This window comes from Granulicella mallensis, assembly GCF_014203225.1.
Classification (GTDB): domain Bacteria; phylum Acidobacteriota; class Terriglobia; order Terriglobales; family Acidobacteriaceae; genus Granulicella; species Granulicella mallensis_A.
The window spans coordinates 1-23,379 of record NZ_JACHIO010000034.1; the positions used below are offsets into that span (position 1 = coordinate 1).

General features: G+C 56.0%; 17 protein-coding genes. 8 read left to right on the top strand and 9 right to left on the bottom strand.

The genetic code is table 11. The features are described from left to right. Positions 1-192: 192 nt before the first annotated feature. A complete protein-coding gene (locus tag HDF15_RS24555; protein WP_184260781.1) occupies positions 193-1,068 on the top strand; it encodes an NmrA family NAD(P)-binding protein in 876 nt (291 codons plus the stop codon). A 176-nt stretch (positions 1,069-1,244) separates the two neighbouring features. Here the strand turns inward: HDF15_RS24555 and HDF15_RS24560 are convergent, their stop codons facing one another. Then, positions 1,245-2,570 (bottom strand): cytochrome P450, encoded by a 1,326-nt coding sequence (locus HDF15_RS24560; protein WP_184260783.1) that lies wholly within the window; start codon positions 2,568-2,570, stop codon positions 1,245-1,247. A gap of 1,011 nt (positions 2,571-3,581) precedes the next feature. Between HDF15_RS24560 and HDF15_RS24565 the strand changes: the two genes are divergently transcribed. The 6 genes from HDF15_RS24565 (at position 3,582) to HDF15_RS24590 (ending at position 11,376) form a co-directional block, all read left to right on the top strand. Next, positions 3,582-6,386 (top strand): protease pro-enzyme activation domain-containing protein, encoded by a 2,805-nt coding sequence (locus tag HDF15_RS24565; protein ID WP_184260786.1) that lies wholly within the window; start codon positions 3,582-3,584, stop codon positions 6,384-6,386. 537 nt (positions 6,387-6,923) lie between these two features. Beyond that, positions 6,924-7,502 carry a hypothetical protein gene (locus tag HDF15_RS24570; RefSeq protein ID WP_014266901.1) on the top strand — a complete coding sequence of 193 codons (579 nt, stop codon included), beginning with the start codon at positions 6,924-6,926 and terminating at the stop codon, positions 7,500-7,502. Positions 7,503-7,546: 44 nt separating this feature from the next. Then, positions 7,547-8,254 carry a hypothetical protein gene (locus HDF15_RS24575; protein WP_014266902.1) on the top strand — a complete coding sequence of 236 codons (708 nt, stop codon included), beginning with the start codon at positions 7,547-7,549 and terminating at the stop codon, positions 8,252-8,254. Between the two features lie 59 nt (positions 8,255-8,313). Further along, positions 8,314-9,948 (top strand): hypothetical protein, encoded by a 1,635-nt coding sequence (locus HDF15_RS24580; RefSeq protein WP_184260788.1) that lies wholly within the window; start codon positions 8,314-8,316, stop codon positions 9,946-9,948. A gap of 89 nt (positions 9,949-10,037) precedes the next feature. Then, positions 10,038-10,553: a hypothetical protein gene (locus HDF15_RS24585; RefSeq protein ID WP_184260791.1), complete on the top strand. Its 516-nt coding sequence runs from the start codon at positions 10,038-10,040 to the stop codon at positions 10,551-10,553. 109 nt (positions 10,554-10,662) lie between these two features. Continuing rightward, positions 10,663-11,376: a Crp/Fnr family transcriptional regulator gene (locus HDF15_RS24590; protein WP_184260793.1), complete on the top strand. Its 714-nt coding sequence runs from the start codon at positions 10,663-10,665 to the stop codon at positions 11,374-11,376. A gap of 388 nt (positions 11,377-11,764) precedes the next feature. Here the strand turns inward: HDF15_RS24590 and HDF15_RS26535 are convergent, their stop codons facing one another. The 4 genes from HDF15_RS26535 to HDF15_RS24610 form a co-directional block, all read right to left on the bottom strand. Then, a complete protein-coding gene (locus HDF15_RS26535; RefSeq protein ID WP_409254888.1) occupies positions 11,765-12,370 on the bottom strand; it encodes a helix-turn-helix domain-containing protein in 606 nt (201 codons plus the stop codon). Between the two features lie 292 nt (positions 12,371-12,662). Next, the gene (locus HDF15_RS24600) at positions 12,663-12,815 is read right to left on the bottom strand and encodes a hypothetical protein (protein WP_184260799.1); all 153 of its coding nucleotides are present in this window, start codon (positions 12,813-12,815) and stop codon (positions 12,663-12,665) included. 416 nt (positions 12,816-13,231) lie between these two features. Further along, the gene (locus tag HDF15_RS24605; protein WP_184260802.1) at positions 13,232-15,574 is read right to left on the bottom strand and encodes a sensor histidine kinase; all 2,343 of its coding nucleotides are present in this window, start codon (positions 15,572-15,574) and stop codon (positions 13,232-13,234) included. 790 nt (positions 15,575-16,364) lie between these two features. Next, positions 16,365-18,053: a thiamine pyrophosphate-binding protein gene (locus HDF15_RS24610; RefSeq protein WP_184260805.1), complete on the bottom strand. Its 1,689-nt coding sequence runs from the start codon at positions 18,051-18,053 to the stop codon at positions 16,365-16,367. Positions 18,054-18,230: 177 nt separating this feature from the next. Between HDF15_RS24610 and HDF15_RS24615 the strand changes: the two genes are divergently transcribed. Next, on the top strand, positions 18,231-18,710 hold the full coding sequence (locus HDF15_RS24615; RefSeq protein WP_014266911.1) for an Lrp/AsnC family transcriptional regulator: 480 nt from the start codon (positions 18,231-18,233) through the stop codon (positions 18,708-18,710). A 654-nt stretch (positions 18,711-19,364) separates the two neighbouring features. Here HDF15_RS24615 and HDF15_RS24620 read toward each other — a convergent pair. From HDF15_RS24620 to HDF15_RS24635, 4 genes are all read right to left on the bottom strand, one after another. Beyond that, positions 19,365-20,852: a pyridoxal-dependent decarboxylase gene (locus HDF15_RS24620; RefSeq protein WP_014266912.1), complete on the bottom strand. Its 1,488-nt coding sequence runs from the start codon at positions 20,850-20,852 to the stop codon at positions 19,365-19,367. A 144-nt stretch (positions 20,853-20,996) separates the two neighbouring features. Next, entirely contained in the window at positions 20,997-21,380 is a 384-nt protein-coding gene (locus HDF15_RS24625) for a hypothetical protein (protein WP_014266913.1), read from the bottom strand. A gap of 350 nt (positions 21,381-21,730) precedes the next feature. Continuing rightward, a complete protein-coding gene (gene aroQ / locus HDF15_RS24630) occupies positions 21,731-22,228 on the bottom strand; it encodes a gamma subclass chorismate mutase AroQ (protein ID WP_184260808.1) in 498 nt (165 codons plus the stop codon). Positions 22,229-22,545: 317 nt separating this feature from the next. Then, positions 22,546-23,064 carry a cupin domain-containing protein gene (locus tag HDF15_RS24635; RefSeq protein ID WP_184260812.1) on the bottom strand — a complete coding sequence of 173 codons (519 nt, stop codon included), beginning with the start codon at positions 23,062-23,064 and terminating at the stop codon, positions 22,546-22,548. Positions 23,065-23,379: the final 315 nt, after the last annotated feature.

Below are 23,379 nucleotides of genomic sequence, written 5' to 3' on the forward strand. Positions count from 1 at the left end.
GACTGGCAAATAGCTCTAAGGACTCCGCTGAAGCCGATCAGCCGCGCGACTTCCCGACACAGCACGGCTGTTGTGGCGGACACCGCCGGCCAGAAGAGGCCCCTGCGGGCTGACTTCGCGATATCCCAACCCAAACGTTATGAGAGCTAACCCGAATCCCGCGACAGGCGCGGTACTGATAAGGAACGAACGATGTTCGCCATTACAGGAATTACAGGACAAGTCGGAGGGGCGGCAGCACGTACGCTGCTGGCTGATGGCCATCAGGTACGCGCTGTGGTGAGGCAAGCTGAGAAGGGGAGGCCTTGGACAGAGCGCGGCTGCGAGTTGGCCATCGCGGACTTGAATGACAAGGCATCCCTGACCTCCGCGTTCAGGGATATGCAGGGCGTGTTCGTCCTGATTCCGCCGGATTTCGACCAAGACGCCGGCTTCGCAAGTCTAAAGGCGATGGTTGCGACCATACGACTGGCCTTAGAGGAAGCCAAGCCCGCACGGGTGGTAGTTCTCACGGCGATCGGGGCACAGGTGACGAGGCCAAACCTTCTCACTGGGATGAACAACCTTGAAAGGATGCTCGGGGACATTGCAAGCCCGATCTCCTTTGTTCGAGCGGCATGGTTCATGGAAAACGTTGCGCGAGATCTCGGTCCAGCGCGCAACGCTGGTATGGTTCCCACACTCTTCCAGCCTCTCGACAAACGATTCCCGATGGTATCGACGGAGGACGTGGGAATAACCGTAGCGCAGTTGCTCTCGATGCTCGATCCTCTTCCTAAGTTCGTAGAGTTGGAGGGCCCAGGACGTATTAGCCCAGACGACATAGCGTCCGTTCTCGGGGACCTGTTGGGTAGAAAGGTGAACATGCAGGCCGTGCCGCGCGACGTCTGGGAAGACGTGTTCCTGGCCCAAGGCATGAAGAACCCGCTACCTCTAATACAGATGTTCGACGGATTCAACGAGGGTTGGCTCGAATTCCAGACATCTGGAGGGGACGTGAGGAAGGGTAAGACCACCTTGCGCGAAGCGCTTGGGGCGCTCGTCCGGGCGGACCGCCCCGGGTTCTAAGGAGAGGAGGCCCCACAGCACGGCGGGGCCTCCTCTTCCCCGCTTTCAATGACAATTGAAAATGAGCGTATTGCACTTCGGAGCCACCGGAAACGGCGGCAATTGGGCACTCAAGGAATTGGCCCGGAGATGGCATCGGGCGAGCGTTGCTACAGCCTGAATTCCGTGTCTCCTCTCTACTTCTCCACCCAAAGTGAATCCAGTCCATTGAAACTCGGTAATGTGCGATGAACTGGGGCAAAATCCGAATTCAGGTGCAGCCCCGGAAACCTCTCAATGATGAGAGAGAGGGCGATCTGTGTTTCCGCTCTCGCAAGAGGCGCTCCGAGACAAAAATGGGTGCCTCCACCAAAGGAGTAGTGACGCTTGTCGCTCCGCGAGATATCAAACTTCTCTGGGTCGGTGTGTATTAGCGGGTCGTGATTGGCCGCGAGCAAAGACGCAGTGATGGTCAGTCCAGCCGCCATTGGGCATCCGCCTATCTGCGTCGATGTAGCGGTGATGCGATTCCGCTCTACAACTGGGGGATCATAACGTAGCACCTCTTCAACGGCGTCTCGGACGAGTTCCGGCTGCCTGCGCAACTTTGCCAGTTCCATTGGGTGCTGCAATAGCGCAAGCAAGCCGTTCCCTATCAGGTCCGTTGTAGTGACGTTGCCAGCGACGAGCAGAAGTCGACAGCACGTTAGGATCTCTGCCTCGCTCAACTTATCGCCGTCTTCCTCGGCTTCGATCAAGACGCTGACGAGATCGTCACCGCGGTATTGTCTGCGCTCTGCGATCGCAGCAGCGAAGTAGCTATTGAGCGCATCCTTAGCTCGCAACAGCGTCGTCTGCTGCTCGGCTGTGCGCGAGGCATTGAAGAGCTGGACCATACCGTCTGACCATTCATTGAAGTCAGCCTGATCGGCCTCCCGTATGCCCAACATCTCCGCAATCACGATTGTGGGAAGCGGCTTCGCATAGCTCTCCACGACATCGAACCGAGTCTCGCCAGCGACCTTGTCCAAGAGGCGATTGGCAATCATGGCGATCCGCGGTCGCATGGCTTCAATTGCCTGTTGATTGAAGGCTTTCGACACGAGTGCTCGTAGGCGTTTATGGTCGGGGTCGTCTAGAAGTAGCATCGAGCGCTCGAATTTCTCCCCTACCTGTAGTCGCGAGAACGATCCAGGCCTGGACTTTTCCGGGTCGACGCTCATCTCGCGGTCGAACAAGATCGACGCGACGTCCCCGGCCCTGGTAACCACCACGCGATCGAACTCTCGGTCTTGATGCACGGGATCCGTTGACCTCAGATGGTCCAGGTACTTGTGTGGATTCTCGCGAAATATCGGGTCCAGGGCCGTCAGAGCCCTTCCGGTCGGTGTCGTCATCTTCTGATTGTTGATGTTCGTATCTCCTCTATGTTCCCTGAGGTCGCAACATCGCGCTCCAGGTTCTGCGGTAGGAACACGAATGCCTAGCGGATATTCCCCGGCCACCGTGTTCGGGGCCGTCATCTACTCGCCAGTGGCTTTGCAATCACCCCGTCCCAGAGGCAATGGGGTAGAAGCGAACACTTTCCCTAGATCGAACCGGCGCTTCAAGAAGAGCAGCGGTGTCGTAAGCCAGATAGCCAGGTGTAACGATCTGTCCTTGGATGGACGAACGAATCTTGTCCCAGGCACCTAGCTTAGGAATCTTGTTCACGGATACATTCCTTCTTCATCCAAAACCTCGCGTCTGTTGATAAGACTTGCCGAGCACGGCTCCCTTTCGAACTCCACCCAGTAGTCCCAATACACCTCAGAGCGCGATCTATTCTTTCGACCCATAGTTTTTGAGTCGGACGCCTTCGACGCCGCGCGTATATCGAGAAACCGCGGGGCGCGCCTGCTTGACTGGGAGCAAGTCCTAGTCAAGGACAAAAAGGGTTCTATCACGCCTCGATTCTCGGAATAGATTTGGCGCCTCAGTGTTATGACCGGAAGCCGCTCTCGATTCACGGCTAACTTTCGATCGCAGAGCCTTGATGCTCACACGCATTGTCAAGGAACCCTCTGTCTCAACGATCTATTGGCACAGCAGGCTTTGCCTAGCACGACCGGCACTGCAGTCTTCGCCGCGCACGACAACGACATTCATGGAGACTTTCCTGATGATTCCATTCCTCGGTCCTGAGTTCGTAGCGTGGCTAACGGGGCCTATCCCGGAGCCGTGCAAAGAACAAGCGCGCCCCACGCCTACAACTCAACAACCCCTTGGCCAAAGAGCCCCGTCGACCAGTGTTTGCATACGTATCCTATGTTTTCTTCAGCTTCTCCCTACTCCAAGGTCGCCCGTCGATTCCAAGCACTTGAATCATTGACGAGAAAAGTGTGCAAGACACAGTGCGCCTGGGTCGAACCGCCTATTCCTCGCCAAGCAACTTGGTGTAACCGCTTGGTCAATGCGGGCGGGGATAAGCCAATCCAGGGGAGCCAATCCAACAGAGCTAAACAATTTTGTCCATAAGAATCTTCAGGAGAATCATGTCCCGCATCGCCCGATATCTGCTGTGTGCTTTTGCCTTGATCGCATCAACCTTATCCGTCGCTGCCCAGCGCCCGCAGGCCGACCGCGTCGCCGCTCAGCCTGACCTCCGTGTCACTACACGCCTCAAAGGCCACGTCCCTACTTGGGCCCTCAGCTCCAATGACGCCGGTGCCGTGCCTAACGACACCAACCTCCGTCTCGTCTTCGTGCTTAGTCGCTCTCCAGAGCGTCAGGCCGCTTTCGCCCAACTTCTTGTCGACCAGCAGAACCCTGGGTCGCCTAACTACCACAGCTGGCGCACGCCCCAGCAGATCGGCAGCCTTTACGGCCCTACGCAGCATGACCTCGACACCCTGATGTCCTGGCTTGCATCCGAAGGCTTCGCCGGAGCAGAAATCAGTTCCAGCCACGTATTCGTTAGCGTCGAAGCTCCGGTTCACACCGTTGCCAACGCCCTCGACACAACATTCCACTATTTCAACACCCCTGCCATAGGTGGCGCACCCGCCGCAAAGCCGCGCGTAGCCGCGACATCCGATCCCGCCATCCCTACGTCGCTCGCCGCAATCGTAAGCTCCATCGCGGGCCTCGCCGATGCAGCCGACGAGCCGATGAGCCATGTCTCGCCCGACAGCGTCCCCTTCTCGCGCGCTGCCTCCAATCCCGTACCGCTCTATAACGACAGCAATGGGGCTCACTCCCTCAGCCCAAGCGATTTCCGCACCATCTACGATATCAATCCCGTCCTCCAATCCGGCATTGACGGAACCGGCCAGAAGATCGCCATTGTCGGGCGCTCCCAGGTTCTCGCATCCGATATCTCGATCTTCGAGAGCCAGACGGGTCTCCCTAACAAAGCGCCGAACGTCATCATCCCCCCCAGCGGTGTCAATCCCGGCATGACGAAGGATCAGGCTGAGGCCACGCTGGACGTCACTCGCGCAATCGGCACAGCGCCTGGGACTCAGGTTGACCTCGTGATAACAGCGGCTGACGCCGGCGACATTTTCCTCGATGCCCAATACGAAGTTGAGACGCTCCGCGATCCCATCATGAACATTAGCTTCGGCAACTGCGAGACCAGCGAGGGCGCGGTTGGCGTCGACAGGTGGGACACCCTCTTCGCTCAGGCAGCAGGAGAGGGCATCTCCGTCTTCGTCTCCTCCGGAGACTCCGGGGCTCAAGCCTGCGGAACCTCCCAGAAACGCAGTATCAATTACATCTGTGCCAGCAGCTACGCTACTTGCGTCGGCGGCACAGAGTTCGCTGACTTCGCCACCCCCTCTGCCTTCTGGTCAACTACTACCGACTCCGCCAAAGGATCGGTCCTTTCCTATATTCCAGAGGGAGCTTGGAACGAGCCCACCGTCACGAGCGGAGGCACCACCAGCTTCCAGGCCGAGGGCACGGGAGGGGGCGTCAGTGCCATCATTGCCAAGCCTGACTGGCAAACCGGGATCGGGATCCCAGCCGACGGCTTCCGGGACGTCCCCGACGTCAGCTTCTCCTCCTCGCGACACGATGGATACCTCATATGCCTCGCTTCCGCAGGAACTACCTGTACCACGTTCTCGCATAGTTGGGGAACTTCCGCCGCCGCCCCCGGCATGGCAGGTATCACCGCCCTCATGAACCAGAAGCTTGGCACCTCTCAGGGCAATCTCAACCCTCTCCTCTATCGCCTCGCCGCATCATCGAACTCCCCCTTCCATGACGCTACCCCCGCCACGAGTGGCGTTGCCTGCGACATCGACACACCCAGCATGTGCAACAACAGCACCCCTGGCCCGACCTCTCTTGCAGGCGGCGTCGCCGGATTCGCGCTCACCACGGGCTATGACCAAGCCACCGGACTCGGCTCTCTCGACGTCGGCGATTTCCTCCGAGCAGCCGTCAGCGTCGTCAGCCTAAGTGTTAGCGCCGCCTCTAGCAGCCTCACACTTACCGCTGGTGCTTCCACTGGTAGAACGGACGCTATCACCGTCAGCTCAGCCTTCTATAACGGCAATGCCACCATTGGCTGCAACGTGAGGTACAACGGCCCCGGAACCCCCACCTTTATCCCTACCTGCGCGTTGAATCCACCCACGGTTGCGCTTTCCTCCAATGGCTCGGCCACCAGCACACTTACCATCTCGACCACCGCGCGCCAAACCGCATCCGCGGCCATGGTGGCAACCGCCCATCCCTCGCAGCCGAGCCTGCCGGCATACGGGAGGCGGAACGTGGCCAGCTTGGCTCTAGGCTCGGTCTTCCTGCTCGGCTTGCTCCCCATCCGCCGTATGCGCTCCTTACGCTCCTGGCGTGTCCTTCCATCGGGCCTCCTGCTCTGCGTCGCCCTCGGCACTCTCACTGCCTGCGGACTTGGCAGAATCGTGACCGACCCCAATCCGCCGACGGCCAGTCCCTCCAGCATCGCGCTCTCCGCCGCTTCCAATAGCTTGTCCGCCGGAGCTACCGACACCTTCACGGCAGTCGTCACCGATGGCGTATCCAACAAGGCCAACATCCCCACCGGCACCGTCAACTTCTACACGGCTGGAGTCCCCGCTCCCATTGGCAGCGCCTCTCTCGTCGCAGGCAAGGCTACCTCATCCGCCATCGCCTTCCCAATCGCAGGGACTTACACCATCACTGCGATTTACCAGGGCGACGACAACTTCTCCGCCTCAACCTCACAGAACCTTCCCCTGACAGTCACTCCCAACGGAACAACTGTCGGCTCGTATACCGTCACCATCACGGCCACCGGCGCCGCCGGCCTTACCGCCTCTACCGCCGTCTCCCTAACCGTCCAGTGAAAAATAGCCCATAAGATGGCCATTTGGCCAACTTATGGGCTATTTCTGCTTAACCAGAACATTACCACTCGCCCAGAATCCAAGCGCAACAAATTATTGTCTCGATTCATAGAAATCGCTGCAGTTGAGTTTGGTATCTCGCGGTACCTTGAGAACTCTGTCGAAACCGCTAGGGTTCGGTAGTCGGACGGGAAGTCGTGTCCCCATTGTGAGATGCAGTGGGCTTCATCGATGGTGATCAGGCCATGCTTACACTTGGCGAGCATCTCCGGAAAGACAGGGACGGGCAAGCGCTCGAGAGCAATGAACAGGAAGTCGAGCTCGTCGGAGAGGTAGTCGCGATAGCACAAAGGGCACGACCACTCGCGAGCTAGTTGCGTAACTACAGCAACCTATATGTCGGGTATCTAACCTCCATATGTATTTCGGACAATGTAGTGCTCGAGATTCATGACCCTTGTTGATAATAAATGTTTTAAATGTGTGGTTTGGTGCTAGGTTTGGCCTGTCCCATAGAAACATTAAGGAGTACCTACCATGAAAGCTAGGTTTTCAGTTTGCCGTCCTATGCTTGTTACGGGCTTGATGGCTGTCGTTTGCTCGATCTCATCCACTGCTTTTGCTCAACTCAATTCTTCCAGCGCCAGCGTCGCCATTAATGCAACTCTGGGCGAGTCACTGACTGTTTCGGCCACACCTGCAGCATTGACTTTCACGCTGGCACCCGGAACAAGGGCTACAGCCTCTTCACCGGTTGTAATTACAACCGCGTGGACTCTCAGCCCCAGCCGTTCCTCTGTCGTTCTTGGAGGTTACTTTACATCGTCCGGTAGCGCTTTGTCCGACGGGGGCACGCCAGCAAATACCATCCCTTCGGCGGATATCTTTGGGCAGGTCACAACGGGCACTCCCACGGCCTATACTGCCTTCACTCAGGCCGGACCCGCGGGGCCAGTTGATACAGGACTGATTCTGTTCTCGCAGGCGCTCAATGGCACCAACCGTACTTCCAGCCGCACCGACAGTCTCAACCTGCAGATAGACCTGACTAGCATCCCGACGTTGCCATCGGGCTCTTATACAGGTGTCCTTACGCTGCAAGCACAAGCAATTTAGTATGTTGAAATTTTTCGTCCAGGAAGAGTGCAATCGAGTGCGCTATGAATCATAAAATTATATTTTTTGTACGCAGGGTAGCTTGTATCGCACTCTTGCTGGGGCCCCCCATCTTAGCCCAGACCATTCAGCCGCTAATTGTTGAATATAACGGAAAGGCTGGGGGGAAATTTCAGGTAACCAACGACACACTGATGCCAATGGCTATAGTTATGGAGCCCAAGAGTTTCAGCCTTGATAACAAAGGTTGGGCGACTTACCGCAAGCTAGATCCCGGTATCCATCTGGATCTCTCTACGATGAGTTTTCGGCTAGAGCCGAAGCAAAGCTATTACATCTTCTATAAAGCTCACGCCGATATACTGCCGGCCTGGTTCACCATTTATGCCGTCTTCTCGCCCGTTCGCAAGGACGAAGGTCTGCAGGTACGGATTATGCTTCCGCATACGGTCTATCTTTACCAGAAACAACCGATCGACAGAAAATCAATTGAGATCAAGAATGTAGTCTATCGCCCCGATAAGAAGCTTATCGCTTGCGACCTTGAGAACATTAGTCAATCCTTGATCAGGGTCCAGCAGGTGCGCGCGGACGGCGGAAAAGTGCCCATAGTTGCCGGTGGATTCCCGCTACTGCCTGGCAGCCCACGCCATCTCGAAATTCCCTGGGAAGATGCAACTCCTCCCAGCGATTTACTGGTGCACTTTCCGCACTTTGACATGAAAGAACTGATTAGCGCTCAGAGCCAGTGATGCAGGGCCTCTGCAAGGGGGGCTTATGGTTCCGCCTGGCTTGTCGTCTCGGATTATCGGTGCTCGCAGCTTCCTGCTGTCAGCATTTGCTTTCTGCTCAGACTTTTGAATTGAGTGGGGGGACGTCCACGCTGTATCAGGCGGGCGGCGGTAGCATCACAGTGCGTGCTCCAAGCTATGATTTCACATTGGGAGCAGGCACAATAGACGGACACATCTTCGAAGGCGCGCAGCTTATTAAGGCAACAACGCATGCGAAATACATCCTTGGAGATGACCACATCAACTTCTACCTTCCTACCGACATCTTTGATTCAAGTCATTTTCTATTTGCTCGTGGGGTTGGCATGAGCACCACTCGGCAACAAACTGACATCCTGGCTTTCGTGGGTGCCACGGCTACGGAATACAGTAGCCCTCTTTTCGACGGCGCAAAAACCAATGAACCAGCGGGTATTCTGTTTTTGAAAAAAACGATTAACTCCCGGTGGCAGTTGTTTTCCGACACCATCATCTCAAAAGAGCAGACTCAGATTGAGTCCCTCCAGTGGGAACCCCTTCCGAAACTCGACTTGGCTGTGACTGCTGGTGTGGGTGCAAATCAACCCTATGGGGCCGCCAGCGTGAACCTTTCTCGGACCTGGATCGACTTGCAGGCCGCATACATGGGCGCGGGCCAACAATTCCATCGGGTTGACCTGGTCTCTCCTTTGTTTGCGGAGCCAGATCGCGAGAACATATTGGTCACCGTCCGACCTTCATCGTTCCTAACGCTGAGTGGTGCTCATCAGAACTACCTTGTGCCCCAATTTCCAAGCACGACCAACGTGCGTAGTTCGGTGGATCAAGGATCGGCTGGTCTCCGAGTGTCTGGCACCCTCCTGAACGGTGCGATCTACCACTCGAGCTATTTGGATGCCTCAAACCATGCCGTTTCGTTCTCAGCAACGCGGGCATTCACTGAGAGATTTCACGTCATGGCCAATTATCTTGCCAGTCGTCCGAAAGACTCCGCTCCGACTAACAGCCTTATCTCTACCTTTACAGAAGCATTTACTGCGCGCCTGAGCGTGAATGAGAACCTGACGATATCGGGGGGGCACACTGGAATCAATTTTGGCGGTCAATTGCTTTCGAACTTTGCGACGATCAATGCCGATTATCAAACTATCTATGTACCCGCTCAAAATAGCGCACCGTTCGAACAGGCTCTTATACTCGATATAAAGCTGAACCTTTTTGGACGGCTCAAGCTGCATGGTTCATCGTTTGTCGATGCAACCGGAAATCTTCGCCATACTGTGGATGCGAGTACAATTGTGGTGCGCGGCCAAAGTGCAGGCGCATCGTCCCAATATGAATCAATGGGCGATGCCATCATGCAAGGATGCGTTGTCGACTCGTTTGGACGTCAGATTGAGGGTGCAGCTCTTCTTGTTGACGAGAAGTTGATTTATACCAATGAAGATGGCTGTTTTCTCGTGCGGGAGCATAAACCCAGGACACATAAACTTCAGGTTGTCCCCGCCGAATTTCTTGCTTCCGGTAACTGGTCTGTTGTGTCCGCGCCACCAATCATCATCAGCAGCCTTGAGCGGAACAGAATTGAGACGCCGGTTGTAGTGGTTATGCTGAGAGCCAAAGCTGTTGTGCTGACTTCAGGTGCAACTGTGGGTGTGCAGCCACTCAACTGATCTGTATGTTCGCCGGCACCCCCCGAATGGAGCCCGTGGTTATGCGATTGAATTGGCCAATATGTAGTAAGACGATATTCGCGTGGATTATGCTTGGCTATCCCATCGCAGCCTTAGGTCAGGCGGTGAAGGTCACTCAAAGAGGAGCTGCCCCAAACATTGGCGCCAACAGCCTTACTGTGAGTGCCACCCCTGCCACGGTAAACATAGACCTTACTGCAAAAAAAGAGTCCAGCGGCAGCAACCCTATAAACATTACCACTACCTACAGCAACCTAACTCTGTCCGGCAATCTTAGCCTGTACGCCTTTTTTATAAGTGCTAATGCGGCGCTTATTGGAACTCTTAGTCCCTCTGCTATCCCAAGCTCCTCTGTGTTTGGACAGATGACCACGGGTGTGCCGACGAGCTATATGGCCTTCACACAGACCAGCCCCGTCGGTGGTGCAGGTGCAAGTCTCAAACTGCTTTCTCAGCATGTTTTAGCCGGGGCAGGAACCAGCCGTACAGATGTGTTGAATCTGAGGATCGACCTGACCAACCTTCCTCAACTTCCGGCAGACACCTATACCGGTACGCTCATTCTCCAGGCACAGGCACCTTAATTGATCATGTGAGACGGGATGCCGGGACGAAGACCGAGGTGAGCAGATGATGTCCTTAATCCTGGGGTGCCTATAATGGGACGACACTTCAGTCCTGTCGGGGGCTTCATTGAGCACTGTCAAGTTCAAAAATTCACTTTTAGAGAATTTAGACATCGAGATCATCAAGCGCTTACGTCTGCGTTCGATCACGTTTGAACTAGGGCATGAGATTGAGTTTCCTGCCAATCCGATAGACAACCTATTCTTTCTTGAAGAAGGAATGGCATCCATGACCACAACCTTTCAAGATGGATCTCAGGTAGAGGTGGGCATGTTTGGTTACGAAGGCGTTATTGGTGTTTCTGCCCTGATGGGAACAAAGCGAAGTCTTAACCGCGTGTACACACAAATTGCGGGCCATGGCTATTCTTGCCCAATCGAAGTAGCTAGAAGAGAGTTCAGTCTGGGAGGATCCTTTCAATCACACGCGCTCCGTTATGTTCAGACGCAACTTGTTCAAACGGCTCAATCGACTGGCTGTAATGCAAAGCACGACGCAGAGCAGCGGCTTGCCCGATGGCTGCTTCTCTGCGCAGACCGAGTCCATAGTGTCACTTATAAGCTGTCGCAGGACTTTCTCTCTCATATGCTCGGGAGTTCGCGTCCCACGGTTTCGATAACGGCTGGCATTCTCAAAGAAAAGGGGCTTATCGAGTACAGCCGTGGAACGATACACATTCTCGACGTCGCGGGGCTCGAAAAAATATCCTGCGAGTGTTACCACATCATCAAGGATCATCTCGATGACTGCGCTCAGTTCGATAGCGGCATTACTCGTTAGCCGAGTCTTTAGTCGGCCGATCTTCCTGTCGTACGATGGGAGCTTCGTAGCCCGAGTCGCCAGAGTGCTTTACGACTTATTTCCGGCGAGCGGCGGCCGACGCGCGATCTGATCGGCAAGAAAAGTAAGTTGTACATGGGTGGGTAGCCAGAATGTGCGACAGACCATGCAAGAACTGGAACCGGAGTCTCTAGTCGCGGCTATCCGTCTGGAAACTAGGAGACGGCCGGAGGTGTAAAAAATCGCACGCAAGGAAAGCAGGAAAGGGTGGAACGAGGCTCGGGCGGAGGTCATCGGCGCATATCAAAAGGAAGCGACTCTCGCCTTCCTTCGCAATGATGGCGTTCGCCCACTCGCTACTCCGGCTTCATGCCTCGGCATATGCGCGTCAGTTTAGTACCTGATTCCGGTATGCCCTAGGACTAAGGGAGCAGAATATGCGAAAGGTCCTAGAGAAGTGTTGCTGCGTCTTAAAACCGCAGGCTAGGGACACGTCCATCATTCGGACCCAAGGCGCGCGCAGCATCTCTTTTGCGCGATCTATTCGTAGCCCCAATAAGAAGCGATGTGGTGTCTGGCCCGTGCTACGAAGAAACATCTGCCCGAAATATGGTGGACTCAGTTTCGCTTCCTCAGCGAGTTCTGCCAACGACAATTCGCGATCGAGGTGCGCCCTCATATAGTCGACTACTCTGCGTAATTGCGCTGGAGCGAGCCCTCCGCTTGGAACAGGCTGGAAGTTCCTCGAGGTTCCCCTTGTGCGGATCAGGAGGGCGGCCAAAGCTTGGGTGACGGATTCGGTGAATAGTCTGTCAGCTTGAAAAATTCCTTGTTCTTCTTCGGACAGCATCCGGACAAGTTGACCTACCCTGGGGTCTTCCAGCCGTTCTGTCGCGTCAAGGCTTATGTCCCCATGCGCGTATTCGCCGGCTGCATGAACGAGAGCTTGGTCAGGGATGGTGACCATGAGCAGTCGCCCGGGGGTACTGCCCATAACCCATTTTTCAGTGTGTCGTGGGCAAAGAACGATCTCCCCTGCCGAGTAGTCGTATGTAGTGAGACTCGAAAGGCGTGTTCCGTATCTCAAACTCACAGGCTCGAGGATCTGGACGAGCACCTGCGAAGAGTGGAACTTCCGTTCGGGCTCCCGCGAGGGTTCAATCTTGAACCTCAAGACATCCGCTCGAATAGAAGTTGATGACAACCCTGCTCCTTGTAATCCGTTATTGTTCTTGACAGACTCCTAGCGGTCGCGAGCCTCGGGCCTCTGGCCGCACCGTTGGAGCTCATGCCATGCGAATGATTTCGCTGACGGCGAACACATATTCCTCACCCGTGAGGAGGGTCAACCCGGTGAGCGTTCCACGCGTGATCGTAGGCGCAGCTATCCCCTCCTCAATCAGAGAGCCAACGGCCTTCATGACATAGTTTTTGGACATCCCCTCGTTTTCCGAATGGGGTGCGTCGTTCGCTCCAATCATCGCTTCCTCGATTCTGCTGTTCACGTTGTGCCACGGGACGTGAGGTTGATATGGTGATGGGCCAAAGAGAGCGACTGGCCTCTTTGAGAGGCATCAACCCATGGGCCGCAGGTCAACGTCTCTGTCCACGCTGTGACGTGTCTAAGGGGGCTTGGATCATCGTTCCTATAGACCGTTAGATTTTCATTGCCAAGCTCACGGCAAGATCGCTGTCCCTTCGCTCACGCACTATCGACTCTATCGAGGAATCCCTCATCGCGGCACTCTGGATCTTGCTCTTGAATTCGTCATTCTCCACGAGCGACTCACTAAGCGTGCCTTCCGATTCGGCAGTGAAGAGCGCAGACCAACTGTCTGAATGCGTCGCGCCGTCATCAATCCCGAAAGGAGAGAATCCATGACAGAAGCTTTCGGAAGACAATTTGTTCCCTCTCATAGACGACCTCGCCTGGAACCGTCAAGACCACCTCTGTGCCGTGATCCAGCACGGAGATGATGTTGAGCTCAGACCCGATTGCAGTGGAGCGTTCCCGCATCCCCTGCAAACCGAAGTGCCCCGGCCGGCCACCCCGCAGAGTGTCCTCGGCCATACCATGGCCGTTGTCGGCGACGCGCAGTGTGAGGTTTCGCCCAAAGGCTAGTTCAATGGAGATGCGATCCGCGGCCGAGTGGTAGTAGGCGTTGCGAACAGCCTCGCAGCCGATATGAGTTATTTGCTCACAGATGCCGTGATGCATCTTCCTTGCCGAACCGTGGACTGCAAAGTCAACTCCACGAGTCTCGTTCGCGCTGAACTCGTCCAGCGCGCGTTTCAAAGCGAGAACAAGGCTGTCCTCCTCATCGGGAGCACGTAGTGTGACCAATACAGCCCGGCCTTCTTTAGTGGCTTGGTCGAGCCAGACTGCGAGTTTGTTTAGGCATTCCAAGAGCCTAGAGGAGTCTTTGGATTGGTCGAGTGCAGTCTCGACGAGTATCTTGCTGCCCTGAATCGTCTGCAGCAGCGTGTCGTGCAGGTCGCGCGCAATTTTTGTCCTCTCGTCAAGCCGGGCCTCGTAGCGGAGTCGCAGTACGCGCGAAATTCCACGGAGCCTCATTCTGTGTGCGGCCCAGAGAACAGCACACAGTGCAAGGAGGCACAGAAGTCTAAACCATGCTGTTTGGTACCATGCGGCCATGATGGCGATCTCGACTCGAGCCCCATCGTTATTCCATATTCCGTCGTCATTGGAGGCGGCAACATGGAACGAATAGGTCCCAGGCGGCAGCTTTGAATAGAACGCCTGACGACGTTGCCCTGCGTCGTGCCACTGATATTCGTAACCCTCAAGTCGATAGCGGAATCGGACTCGTTGTGGAACTGTGTAGCTGAATGCTGTGTATTCGACTTGCAGGTCACTTGCGCTGGGCAGAACGACAGTGCCATTCGTAGGACAATTCCTTGCGCCCGAGACGACATCTCGAATGAGCACCTTGGGTATGACCGGATTCTTTGGAATGTCTCTCGGGTCAAGCTCATACACTCGGTGGACAGTCGAGAAGAATAGACGTCCGTCGGACGTTCCTGCGACGGTGGGAAGGGGGCGGATATCCTCCGGCGCGCCTACGAACCCGTCGAGGAAGTCGAAGTCCCTATGCGCTACGCCACGACCGTTTGACTTCGATGCTTCAAGTTCAGTGCCATCGACTTCCACGACGCCGTTTACCGTGTTCAACCACAGCCTCCCGTCGGAGGTCTCCAGGATCCCTGATATGTTCGCGGGCGACCGACCGGAAAACCGTATGGCCTTGAAGCGCCCTCCGACGAATGCCTCGAGTCCCCGATCTCCGCCGATCCAGAGATGGTCGTGGTATGCGGCGATGGCTGTCACGTTACCGACTTCAACACCCTCTTGCTCGGTGAACGTCGCGAAGCGAGTTCCATCGAATGCTGCAACTCGATTGTTCGTATACCCAAACCACACCGCGCCACTCTCATCGCGCGTTTCCACGATCGCAGTGGGCTTGTGGAATTGATCCGGGCCCATCTTCTGCCATCCGCCATTAGAGTACCTTTGCACCCCATTGCCAATGAAAGACACCCAGACGTCCCCTGTCTTGCCAGTAGCGATTGCCTGTATATTGTGCATCGAACTAAGACTCTGCGGCAGCCTGACCCTGTGAACGCCGGTGGGCGTCTCCTGTGCGAGCAGGGAGGTACCCCCAAGCCAGACTGAGCCCAGTGGATCGCGATAGATGCTCTGAATGTGATCCACCGGATTGGCCAGTGGCCTGACGACGTCCCCATCCAAATGCATCAAGTTTCCGGCACCCACGAGGAGCGTTCCGTCCGAGTCTCTTGACACGGCGATCTCCTGCGTTCCCTTGGGCAGCGGCAGAGGCACAAATGCCTGCAACCGAAAATAGTCCAGTCCGTCATCCGTGGCGATGAAAACCCCACCCTCCTGATCCTGGAAGATGCTCCTTACGGTATCGCTCGTGAGCCCGTCGGCCCCCTTGAAGGTGGTGACGCGTGACAGTGCGCCAAGCTTGGAAGTCTCCCTCCGCGAATGCGCCCAGATCAAGCCGTGCTTTAGAGTTCCCAACCACAAACCGCCGTCGCGGGTCTCCAAGACATCAGTGAATTGCCCATGTATCCACGAATCGGCAAGCGGCATCGCCCCGGAGGGCTCCATCGGACCAAGTTCCATGCCCTGCGGTCCAAGGCGAGAGACCCACATTCTTCCGTCCGCGCTCTGTCCCAATTCCTCGTCTGTACCCGGTTTCCGCTGAACGAGTCGAAATTCGTGCCCACCCGCGGATAGGTAGAAAATACCCTCTGGGCTTATAGCCCAGAGTCTTCCTGCGCGATCGCTGTATATCGCGCTTGGCTGCTTCGACCCTAAATTCCAACTCCTTTCGACGCGCCGCCATTTATCCCCTTCAAGCCGGTATAGGCCGCCGTTAGTTGCCGCCCATACTCGTTCATCCGCGTCGACCGCAAAATATAGTGCTGATGCTTCGGAAAGCCCTTCCGCTTGCCCGTAGTTCCTGCATCGCTGATCTTTGATAAAACTTACGCCACCGAAGCGGTAGCCGATCCAAAGCCCTCCATGCGCGTCGGCCTTCAGGCTCATCACTTGATCTGAAACAAGAGCACTCCCGTCGCTCGGCCTGAAGCGCTGGAACGTCATGCCATCGAACTGGTATAGGCCACTCTCCGCGGCGATCCACAAAATCCCATCGGAGGTCTGTGCCAATTGGACGATTCCGCTTGGAACCCCTTCGCGAGCTGTCCAAGCGGTGTGATAGAGATCACGGGGGCTGGAGGGCTCGCGCTGGCCATATGCGCTCGCCGCCAGCCAACACAGAAGTGCAAGGACTTGGCCGATACCGGAACGCATCACAGGAGCTGCACCAGAGTGAGCACGAGAATTGGCGTCTCCATATCTAAACTTTGCCCGTGGGCTTTGGTCGTACCCACACTGGGGTGCGGGGTGCATGGGCCTTCGAACGGTCGCGTGCGGCGGGTCACAATGCTGTCGCGGCGATGGGAATCTCAAGAAGGGACGGTCCCTCCCTGTCTCCCGCCGCAATCATGTACGCAGTGATATCGTCCGGTTCCGTCAGCCGGACCGCGTCTACGCCCATGGAACGCGCAAGCGCGCAGAAGTCGATCGACGGCTGGTTGATTTCCATGCCGACGAATCTCCCCGACTGCGCGTTGTAGCCGGGCCGAGAGCGCATGAAATTCTTGAGGATGTTGTATTCGCTGTTGTTGAAGACCACAAAGGTTATAGGAAGACTTTCGTGCGCTGCGCTCCATAGCGCCTGCGGAGAATACATGGCAGCTCCGTCCCCCAGAAGGCAGACGACCCGCTGGTGCCGCTCGAGACCCAGGCTGACGCCGACAGCAGCCGGCATTCCCCAGCCGAGGCCGGCGCCACGGAAGTAGTAATACTCCCCAGGCTTTCGGACTGGATACAACTGTCGGACGTACTTGTTAGTCGCCAGGCACTCGTCCACGATGACAGTGCCGGGAGGCACTCCACGGAGCACGGCATCGGCGGCAACAAGCGGGTACAGAGGGCGGCTCGGCGCCAGGCGTTCGCACTCATCCTTCAGGTCCTGCTCCCAAGACGCTCTCCAGTCGCGTGCGATCGCAAGCCTGGAGTCCCGACTCGGGGCAAGGGCCCTCTCTTGCGAAAGCGCATCGCCCACCGCCGCCAGCAAGGAAAGCGGATCGCCGTAAAGGCCGAGTTCAACCGCATGGCATCGACCCAGGCTGTGTCGATCGACCGCAATCTGCAATAGCTGCGTTTTTGGGGACAAAGGCAGCTCGTCGGAATAGGTATACGACATGAACGCGCGGTCGCCGATGAGCAGGATACGGTCGTACCCCCCTAAGACTTTTCTCATCTCTCCCGTATTCGGGGGAAGGGTAAATCGCCACAGGGGGTGATCCGTTGGAAACGGCACATTCGAATGGAAGGGGGACCCATAAACCGGCGCGCCCAGCAGTTCCGCGACTCGGACGGCGGCCTCGGTCGCACCGTAACGGCCGACCTCATCGCCTACAACCAGGCAGAGGTTGCCGGCAGATTCGACGAGAAGCCGGACGAGTTGGCTGATATCCCCGCTCTCCGCCTGCACGATGGTGGATCTAGGGGGAATCGACACCGTGCCGATCTCATCGATAATATTCATCGGTAAAGATACGAACACAGGACCGCGGGGCTCGGTATTCGCATCACGGAAGGCCCGTCGCAAAATGATCGGGAGTTCCTGCAGCGAACGGACCTCGTGGGCCCATTTGACCGTTGCGCGTGCGAGGCCCACCAGGTCCCCGGATAGCAGCGGGTCATATGCCAGATGACGGATGTCCTGCTGTCCGGCTGTCACGACCATGGGAACATTGGTGGCAAAGGCGTTGGTCAGATTCCCCATTCCATTTCCCAAGCCGGCCGTCGTATGCAGGTTGACGAACGATGGCCGTCCGGTAGCCTGCGCATAGCCGTCCGCCATTCCCACCACTGCGGCCTCCTGTAGCCCCAGGATGAAGTGAAAATCATCATCGCCGGCTAGCGCGTCTATAAGAGCCAACTCCGTCGTTCCCGGATTGCCGAAGACGTGGGTGACGCCTTCATCCCGCAGAATCTCGAGAAGGCACTCGCGCCCGCTCGCCACTTTATTTTCCCTAGTTTCGTAAGCAATGTTCAACCGATTGTCTCCGTGACTCGCTCATCGTCATGCTGCTCTCGAACGATGTATCGATGGTATGGGGAATGGGGAGGCGCATACAGGCTAAAAACACTCCGCTTCAGAACAAATATGCAGTAAAATTCCGTGTTATAGCAGATATATGATTTCTTTCTCTACAAATGAGGGTGTTGCGTAATGTTATCGATACTTGATGAGATAGATGTCAGGATCCTGGACATCCTCCAAGAGGAGGGTCGGATCAGTGTCCTTGATCTAGCCGAAAAAGTTGGCCTCTCGCCAACCCCTTGCGGCCGACGGCTCCGGGCACTGGAAGATAAGGGCTACATTGAAAAATACGTAGCCTTGCTGCAGCCCAGGATGTTGGGCATCGTCTTCGACGTGTTCTTGAAAGTGCGGCTTAAAAGCTCGGACAAAGCCGCCATCCACGATTTTCTTGACGCTGTGCGCGGGATTCGCGAGATCCAACGGGCCTATTTCATCACCGGGGATTACGACTATTTGATCCACGTGCGCACAGAAAGCGCGGAGACATTCAAGAATTTTCTCCTCGAGCGTATCCTCACGCTTGGCGTAGCTCACACGCAGAGCTACATCGTGCTTGAGGAGGTCAAGAACACGACCGCACTTCCCATCTCGAGCCCAGGCCACGCCTGAGCAGCAGCACTTGTTCGCACCAAGTTGCGGGGGGCCCGTATTGGCACAGCACCGATGGCAGGTGACATCACATCGAAGGGTCTTCACCGAGAAGTCGTTGTCCTGAGTCTGGTCCGAGCCTTCGATCTGACGAAACTTTCCGTGGCTTAGCGGGGCCACGGTGCTCTTCAAATAGATCAGGATTGACGCTTGCTCTCGAAACTCCAGTCTCATCGTTCGATGTTGAGAAAGAGGAAGCCTTTTGCTGTTTCCGGACGTTGGCGAGGGATCGCGAAACCCGCAATGCGAGCCGACTGTCCATCCGCAAGACGTTTCAACCCTGCTCACGGGGTGACACCCATTTTTGTCATGCAGCCACGGTGGTAACTCATCAGGTGTGGGCCTACGGTCACACCTGCGCCACGATAGTCTGCGGCCAGACGTTCTTCGGTTGTCATCGGGAAGAGAGGCATGGACTTCCATCGTTCCTTCTCCCCAGGCAGGTCTTTGAACAACGACCCCGAAGGTCGCCCGCATGCTCTACCTGCCATAGGACATCCCGGCGGTGGATATTCTCGCGGAGGGAATTCAGCGCGCCGATCTGTGTCTGCATGGAAAGTTCCTGCCTGCGCGGTTCGGGCATCAGTGTAGCTTTACCCTGGGAACGCGCGGCCATCAGGCGAGTACGTCGCTGCTCCATCCAGCAAGCCGACGGCCCAACTCCAACGTCGAGCTGATGAGCAAATCGAAATCTGAGCGAATCGTCCTGTGATTTGTGTTGGCTACACGAATTGCGAACCTGCCGTCGATGCGCGCATTCGACGGCACTGCGACTCCAGATTCCTGAAGCCGGACCAGAAGCTCCGAATTGAGCTCATCAAGTTCCCTATCGCTGAATCCGTCTTGAACGAAGCGAAAACACACCACGTTCATGACAACAGGAGCGAGCAACTCCAGGTCCGGTTCGGCTTCCACGCGTGAAGCAAGATAGAAAGAATCGTCGATATTCTGCTCGATTGCCTGTCCCAATTTCTCAACCCCATAGACAGAGAGATTCATCCAGACGCGCAATGCCCGGAAGCTTCGGGAAAGCTGAATCCCTTTTGAAGCGAATTCGGTAGGCTTCACCGCAATACCGCCGCTGAAGTTCTCCAGATATGAGGGAGCAAAGGAGAATGCCTTTTCGTGAGCTTTCCCGTCGCGAATCAGCACGGCTCCAGTCTCGAACTGCATGTAGCCCCATTTATGGAGATCGAACGCAACCGAGTCAGCCCGTTCCAGACCGTTGACAAGATACCGATATCGAGGCGAAAGTTTGGCTAGGGCTCCGAATGCCCCATCAACGTGGAACCACAATCCTTCGGCCTGAGCGAGATCCGCCAATGCGATGAGATCGTCAGTAGCTCCTGTGCTGACAGTACCGGCAGTTCCAACAATGCAGATCGGGCGCATGCCGCGATTCCTGTCTATCTGGATCATGCGCGCGAGCTCGCCAACTTCGATTCGGTCATGGTCATCGACTGGTACTTTGCGGAAGCCATCGGACCCGAGGCCGAGAAGATCACAGCAACGCTCCGCCCACCCGTGCGTGGCTTCGGACCCGTAGATCACGAGAGGATCTCCCGTTCCTGACCCGAGCCCTTCTTTGCGGATATCGGTGCCGGCTAGGCTGTTGCGAGCTGCTGTTATACCCAGGAGATTCGCGACCGTGCCGCCACTGACCAATAGGCCGCTGGTGCCTTTGGGGAAATCTAGCATCTCGCCAAGCCAGTGAATGACCTGCCGCTCAACGAGGGTCGCCCCTTGGTCATAGCCGGAGACATGGCAGTTCATCGTAGACCCGATGAGGTCGGCGAGCACGCCGACGTGAGTTCCTGTTCCCATCACCCAGCCCCAGAAGCGCGGATGGATGTTGCCGGTCGGGTAGGGGAGGATATGCTCCTTGACGTCTCGGTACACCTCTGTCAGCGAGGAACCTTTCTTGGGTAGTGGAGTTTGGAGGAAGTCGCGGGACGCAGCCGAGGGACTCTGCCAGGTCGGACGCTCGCGAACGTCTTTCAGGTATTCGACCATATCGTCGAGAATCTGGTGTCCTAGAGTACGAAACTCTTCCCAGTCCTCTGGATCTAGTGAAACATTTTGCGATGCTTCCGATTCGTTCACGGCGACTTCCTCCTGCACCTTGCATTCCAGCGAATAGATTTCTAAATTTCTAAATAAACCTGATAGTTCTTTCAGCGATGCCAATAGGCCATCGTCGCCTTGGATCGAGGGCGGCGGTGGCCGTTGTATGGTGGCCACGATGTTCTATGCGAAATACGCGTTGAGCATTGGAACATCGGAGATGAGGCTTTCCAGGCGTTCTATCTTGTTCTCCCGCAGAATGAAGATCGTCGTGAGATGCTCGTCAAGGATTTTCCCGCCGTGGTTTCCGGTGTTGTGCAAGAGCAGTCCCACATCTTTGTAGCCGATGATGATGTGCTCCACCTTGACGGTCACTCCATAGGAGTTGAGAATTTCGGCTCGCTTGAATATTCCATCGACGCCACGTGCTTGGCCGGACATCAAGCTGGTTCCTGGCAGATTCCAAACGACGTCATCCGTGAGCAGGGATTGCAACAACTTTCGATTCTGGGTCTTTACTGCCACTGCAAAGCTCATAGCGAGCTCCATTTTTTCTTCGTCAGTCATACGACCTCCTCCAAATACGGTTTTGTATCTTCTTCCGGAGACTCTCGCTATTGAGAGAGCTAGATTGCGCATTGTCTTCGACCAGTCAATACGGCGTTTCCGCAGAGGCCTAGCCGAGTTCTCAATGCCTATGGCAACGCGATTTTTGACAGCCGTCGCGAGGCTTTAGATTGCCGATGACTTGTTCATCGCGAATTCCCCTCTATCTCATCCCCCGACCTTAGCGAGATCCTTCGACGATCGCACCCCGTTTCTTGCTTTCAAATTAAAAAGGATGGGATTGCGATTGAAGCCACTGATTCCAGAATCTATGAAGCTGGATAAGGCAATTGCAATTACAGCCCGTTGCTCTATGGAATAGGAGTTACGGTTCTCCTCTGGTCGGCCCGCGCGCTGCCGTCCATGAGCGGAACTAGGGACAACGGTGTGACACAACCAGCGCCCGAGATCAATGCTCTTGGAGAGCACGACTTCAGATGAACCTTGCCTGATACGATCGCAGGCCAAGCAACGCTCAGGGCCCCGATGAGTTTCGGCGTCATCTGATCCAATCTCGGGCGGATATCGGCGCGCAAGTCAACTGGATGGTCAAACTTCCCACGCTCCTCGGAGTCCCATTGGGCGAACAGCATGTATTGGATCTCCTTACCCGCCTCAACCTGCAGTCGGAAAAAGTGGACCACCCAGTCCGGGGAGAGGTTGGCCTGAGCTGCTCGCAAGCGAATGTCATCCAGCAGTTGCTGTTCTCGAGCCGGGTCTTCGATTGGCGCACCAGTGTTCCATTTGGTTTGCGCAACCTGAGTCATAAGAGTGAGGCGAGCGGCCATCAACGCCTGAACAGTGGCCAAGGCCTCCGCCTGTGTGCGATCGATGTTCTCCGCCTTTCCTGCGCTCAGCGCACATGCGGATGGAAGCAGATGTTGGCCGTCAACGGGGGTGGCGGCGGTGGGGAGGATAAGCGCCAATGATGCAGAGCCTGTAAGGATCATTTTCGAGAGCGTACGAACCAGGGGAACTCCTTCTGATATCTGCCATAGGTGAAAGCTGGCGCCTCTGGCGGGCCAGGTTTTGGTGAACCGTTGAGATTGCGATCGCACCTCTGCAGCCTGCGTCCCGCCGTGTTGACTTGAGCTTGCGTTGGCGGCTCTCCGTGCATGCATCGCAATTACATGGCAAGTCCGATGGCTCTATTCTCCTCGGGCGAGGCCAGCCATATGCCATATTTAGCTGCAGCGGCAAAGACGCCCTGCATCGTTTCCATCGTCGGCGCAATCATCACCTCTCCCTCGGCGATCGGCTGCGCCAAGGCCTCGAAGAACGAGAAGAGCTCACCGCCCGTGACACTGATCACGTCCGCAGGCGTGGTGCCTGCTGCTCGCAAGGCGTGCTTCGAGCCGCCTGGGATTGAGACTGCTTCACCCTCAGCAATAGTTTTCCAGGCACTACCGTTCAGGCCCTCCACATAGATCGATACCTGTCCCGATATGATGAAGAAAATTTCAACGTCGCGATGGCTATGGAGCGGAATCTCGCAACCCTCTGGAAGCTCGCCCCTTATCAGGGCGATCTTGTTCGCTCCCTCCTGAGGCTTTACTAGGAATTGCTGAAGCACGCCCAAAACTTGGTAAATCTGTTCCCGAGATGCGGCCACTACCTGACCTTCCCTGCTTTTGTATTCCGACAACCAAGCCTCCTTTTGTGTTCATACAACTGTCACAAGAATGCAGGCACAGGCGTTGTCAATTTTGCCTAAAATAGCTAATTTTTGCCTTTTCCCCAGCATCATTGTGCCCGCAGCCGAAATCAAATGGCTGAATACTCCGCAACAGCTACATCTCGAAATACCCGCTGCCCGGCCGGAGAGAGCTTTTTACAATTTCGCCATCGCGTTTCTTCGAGCTCCCGCCTGCCTACCTGGCACCCTACTCATCGAGCGAATGAAATAACCGCACCTCCTACAACTTGCCCTCTGCGGGGCATCATGTGCGAGACAGCGTCC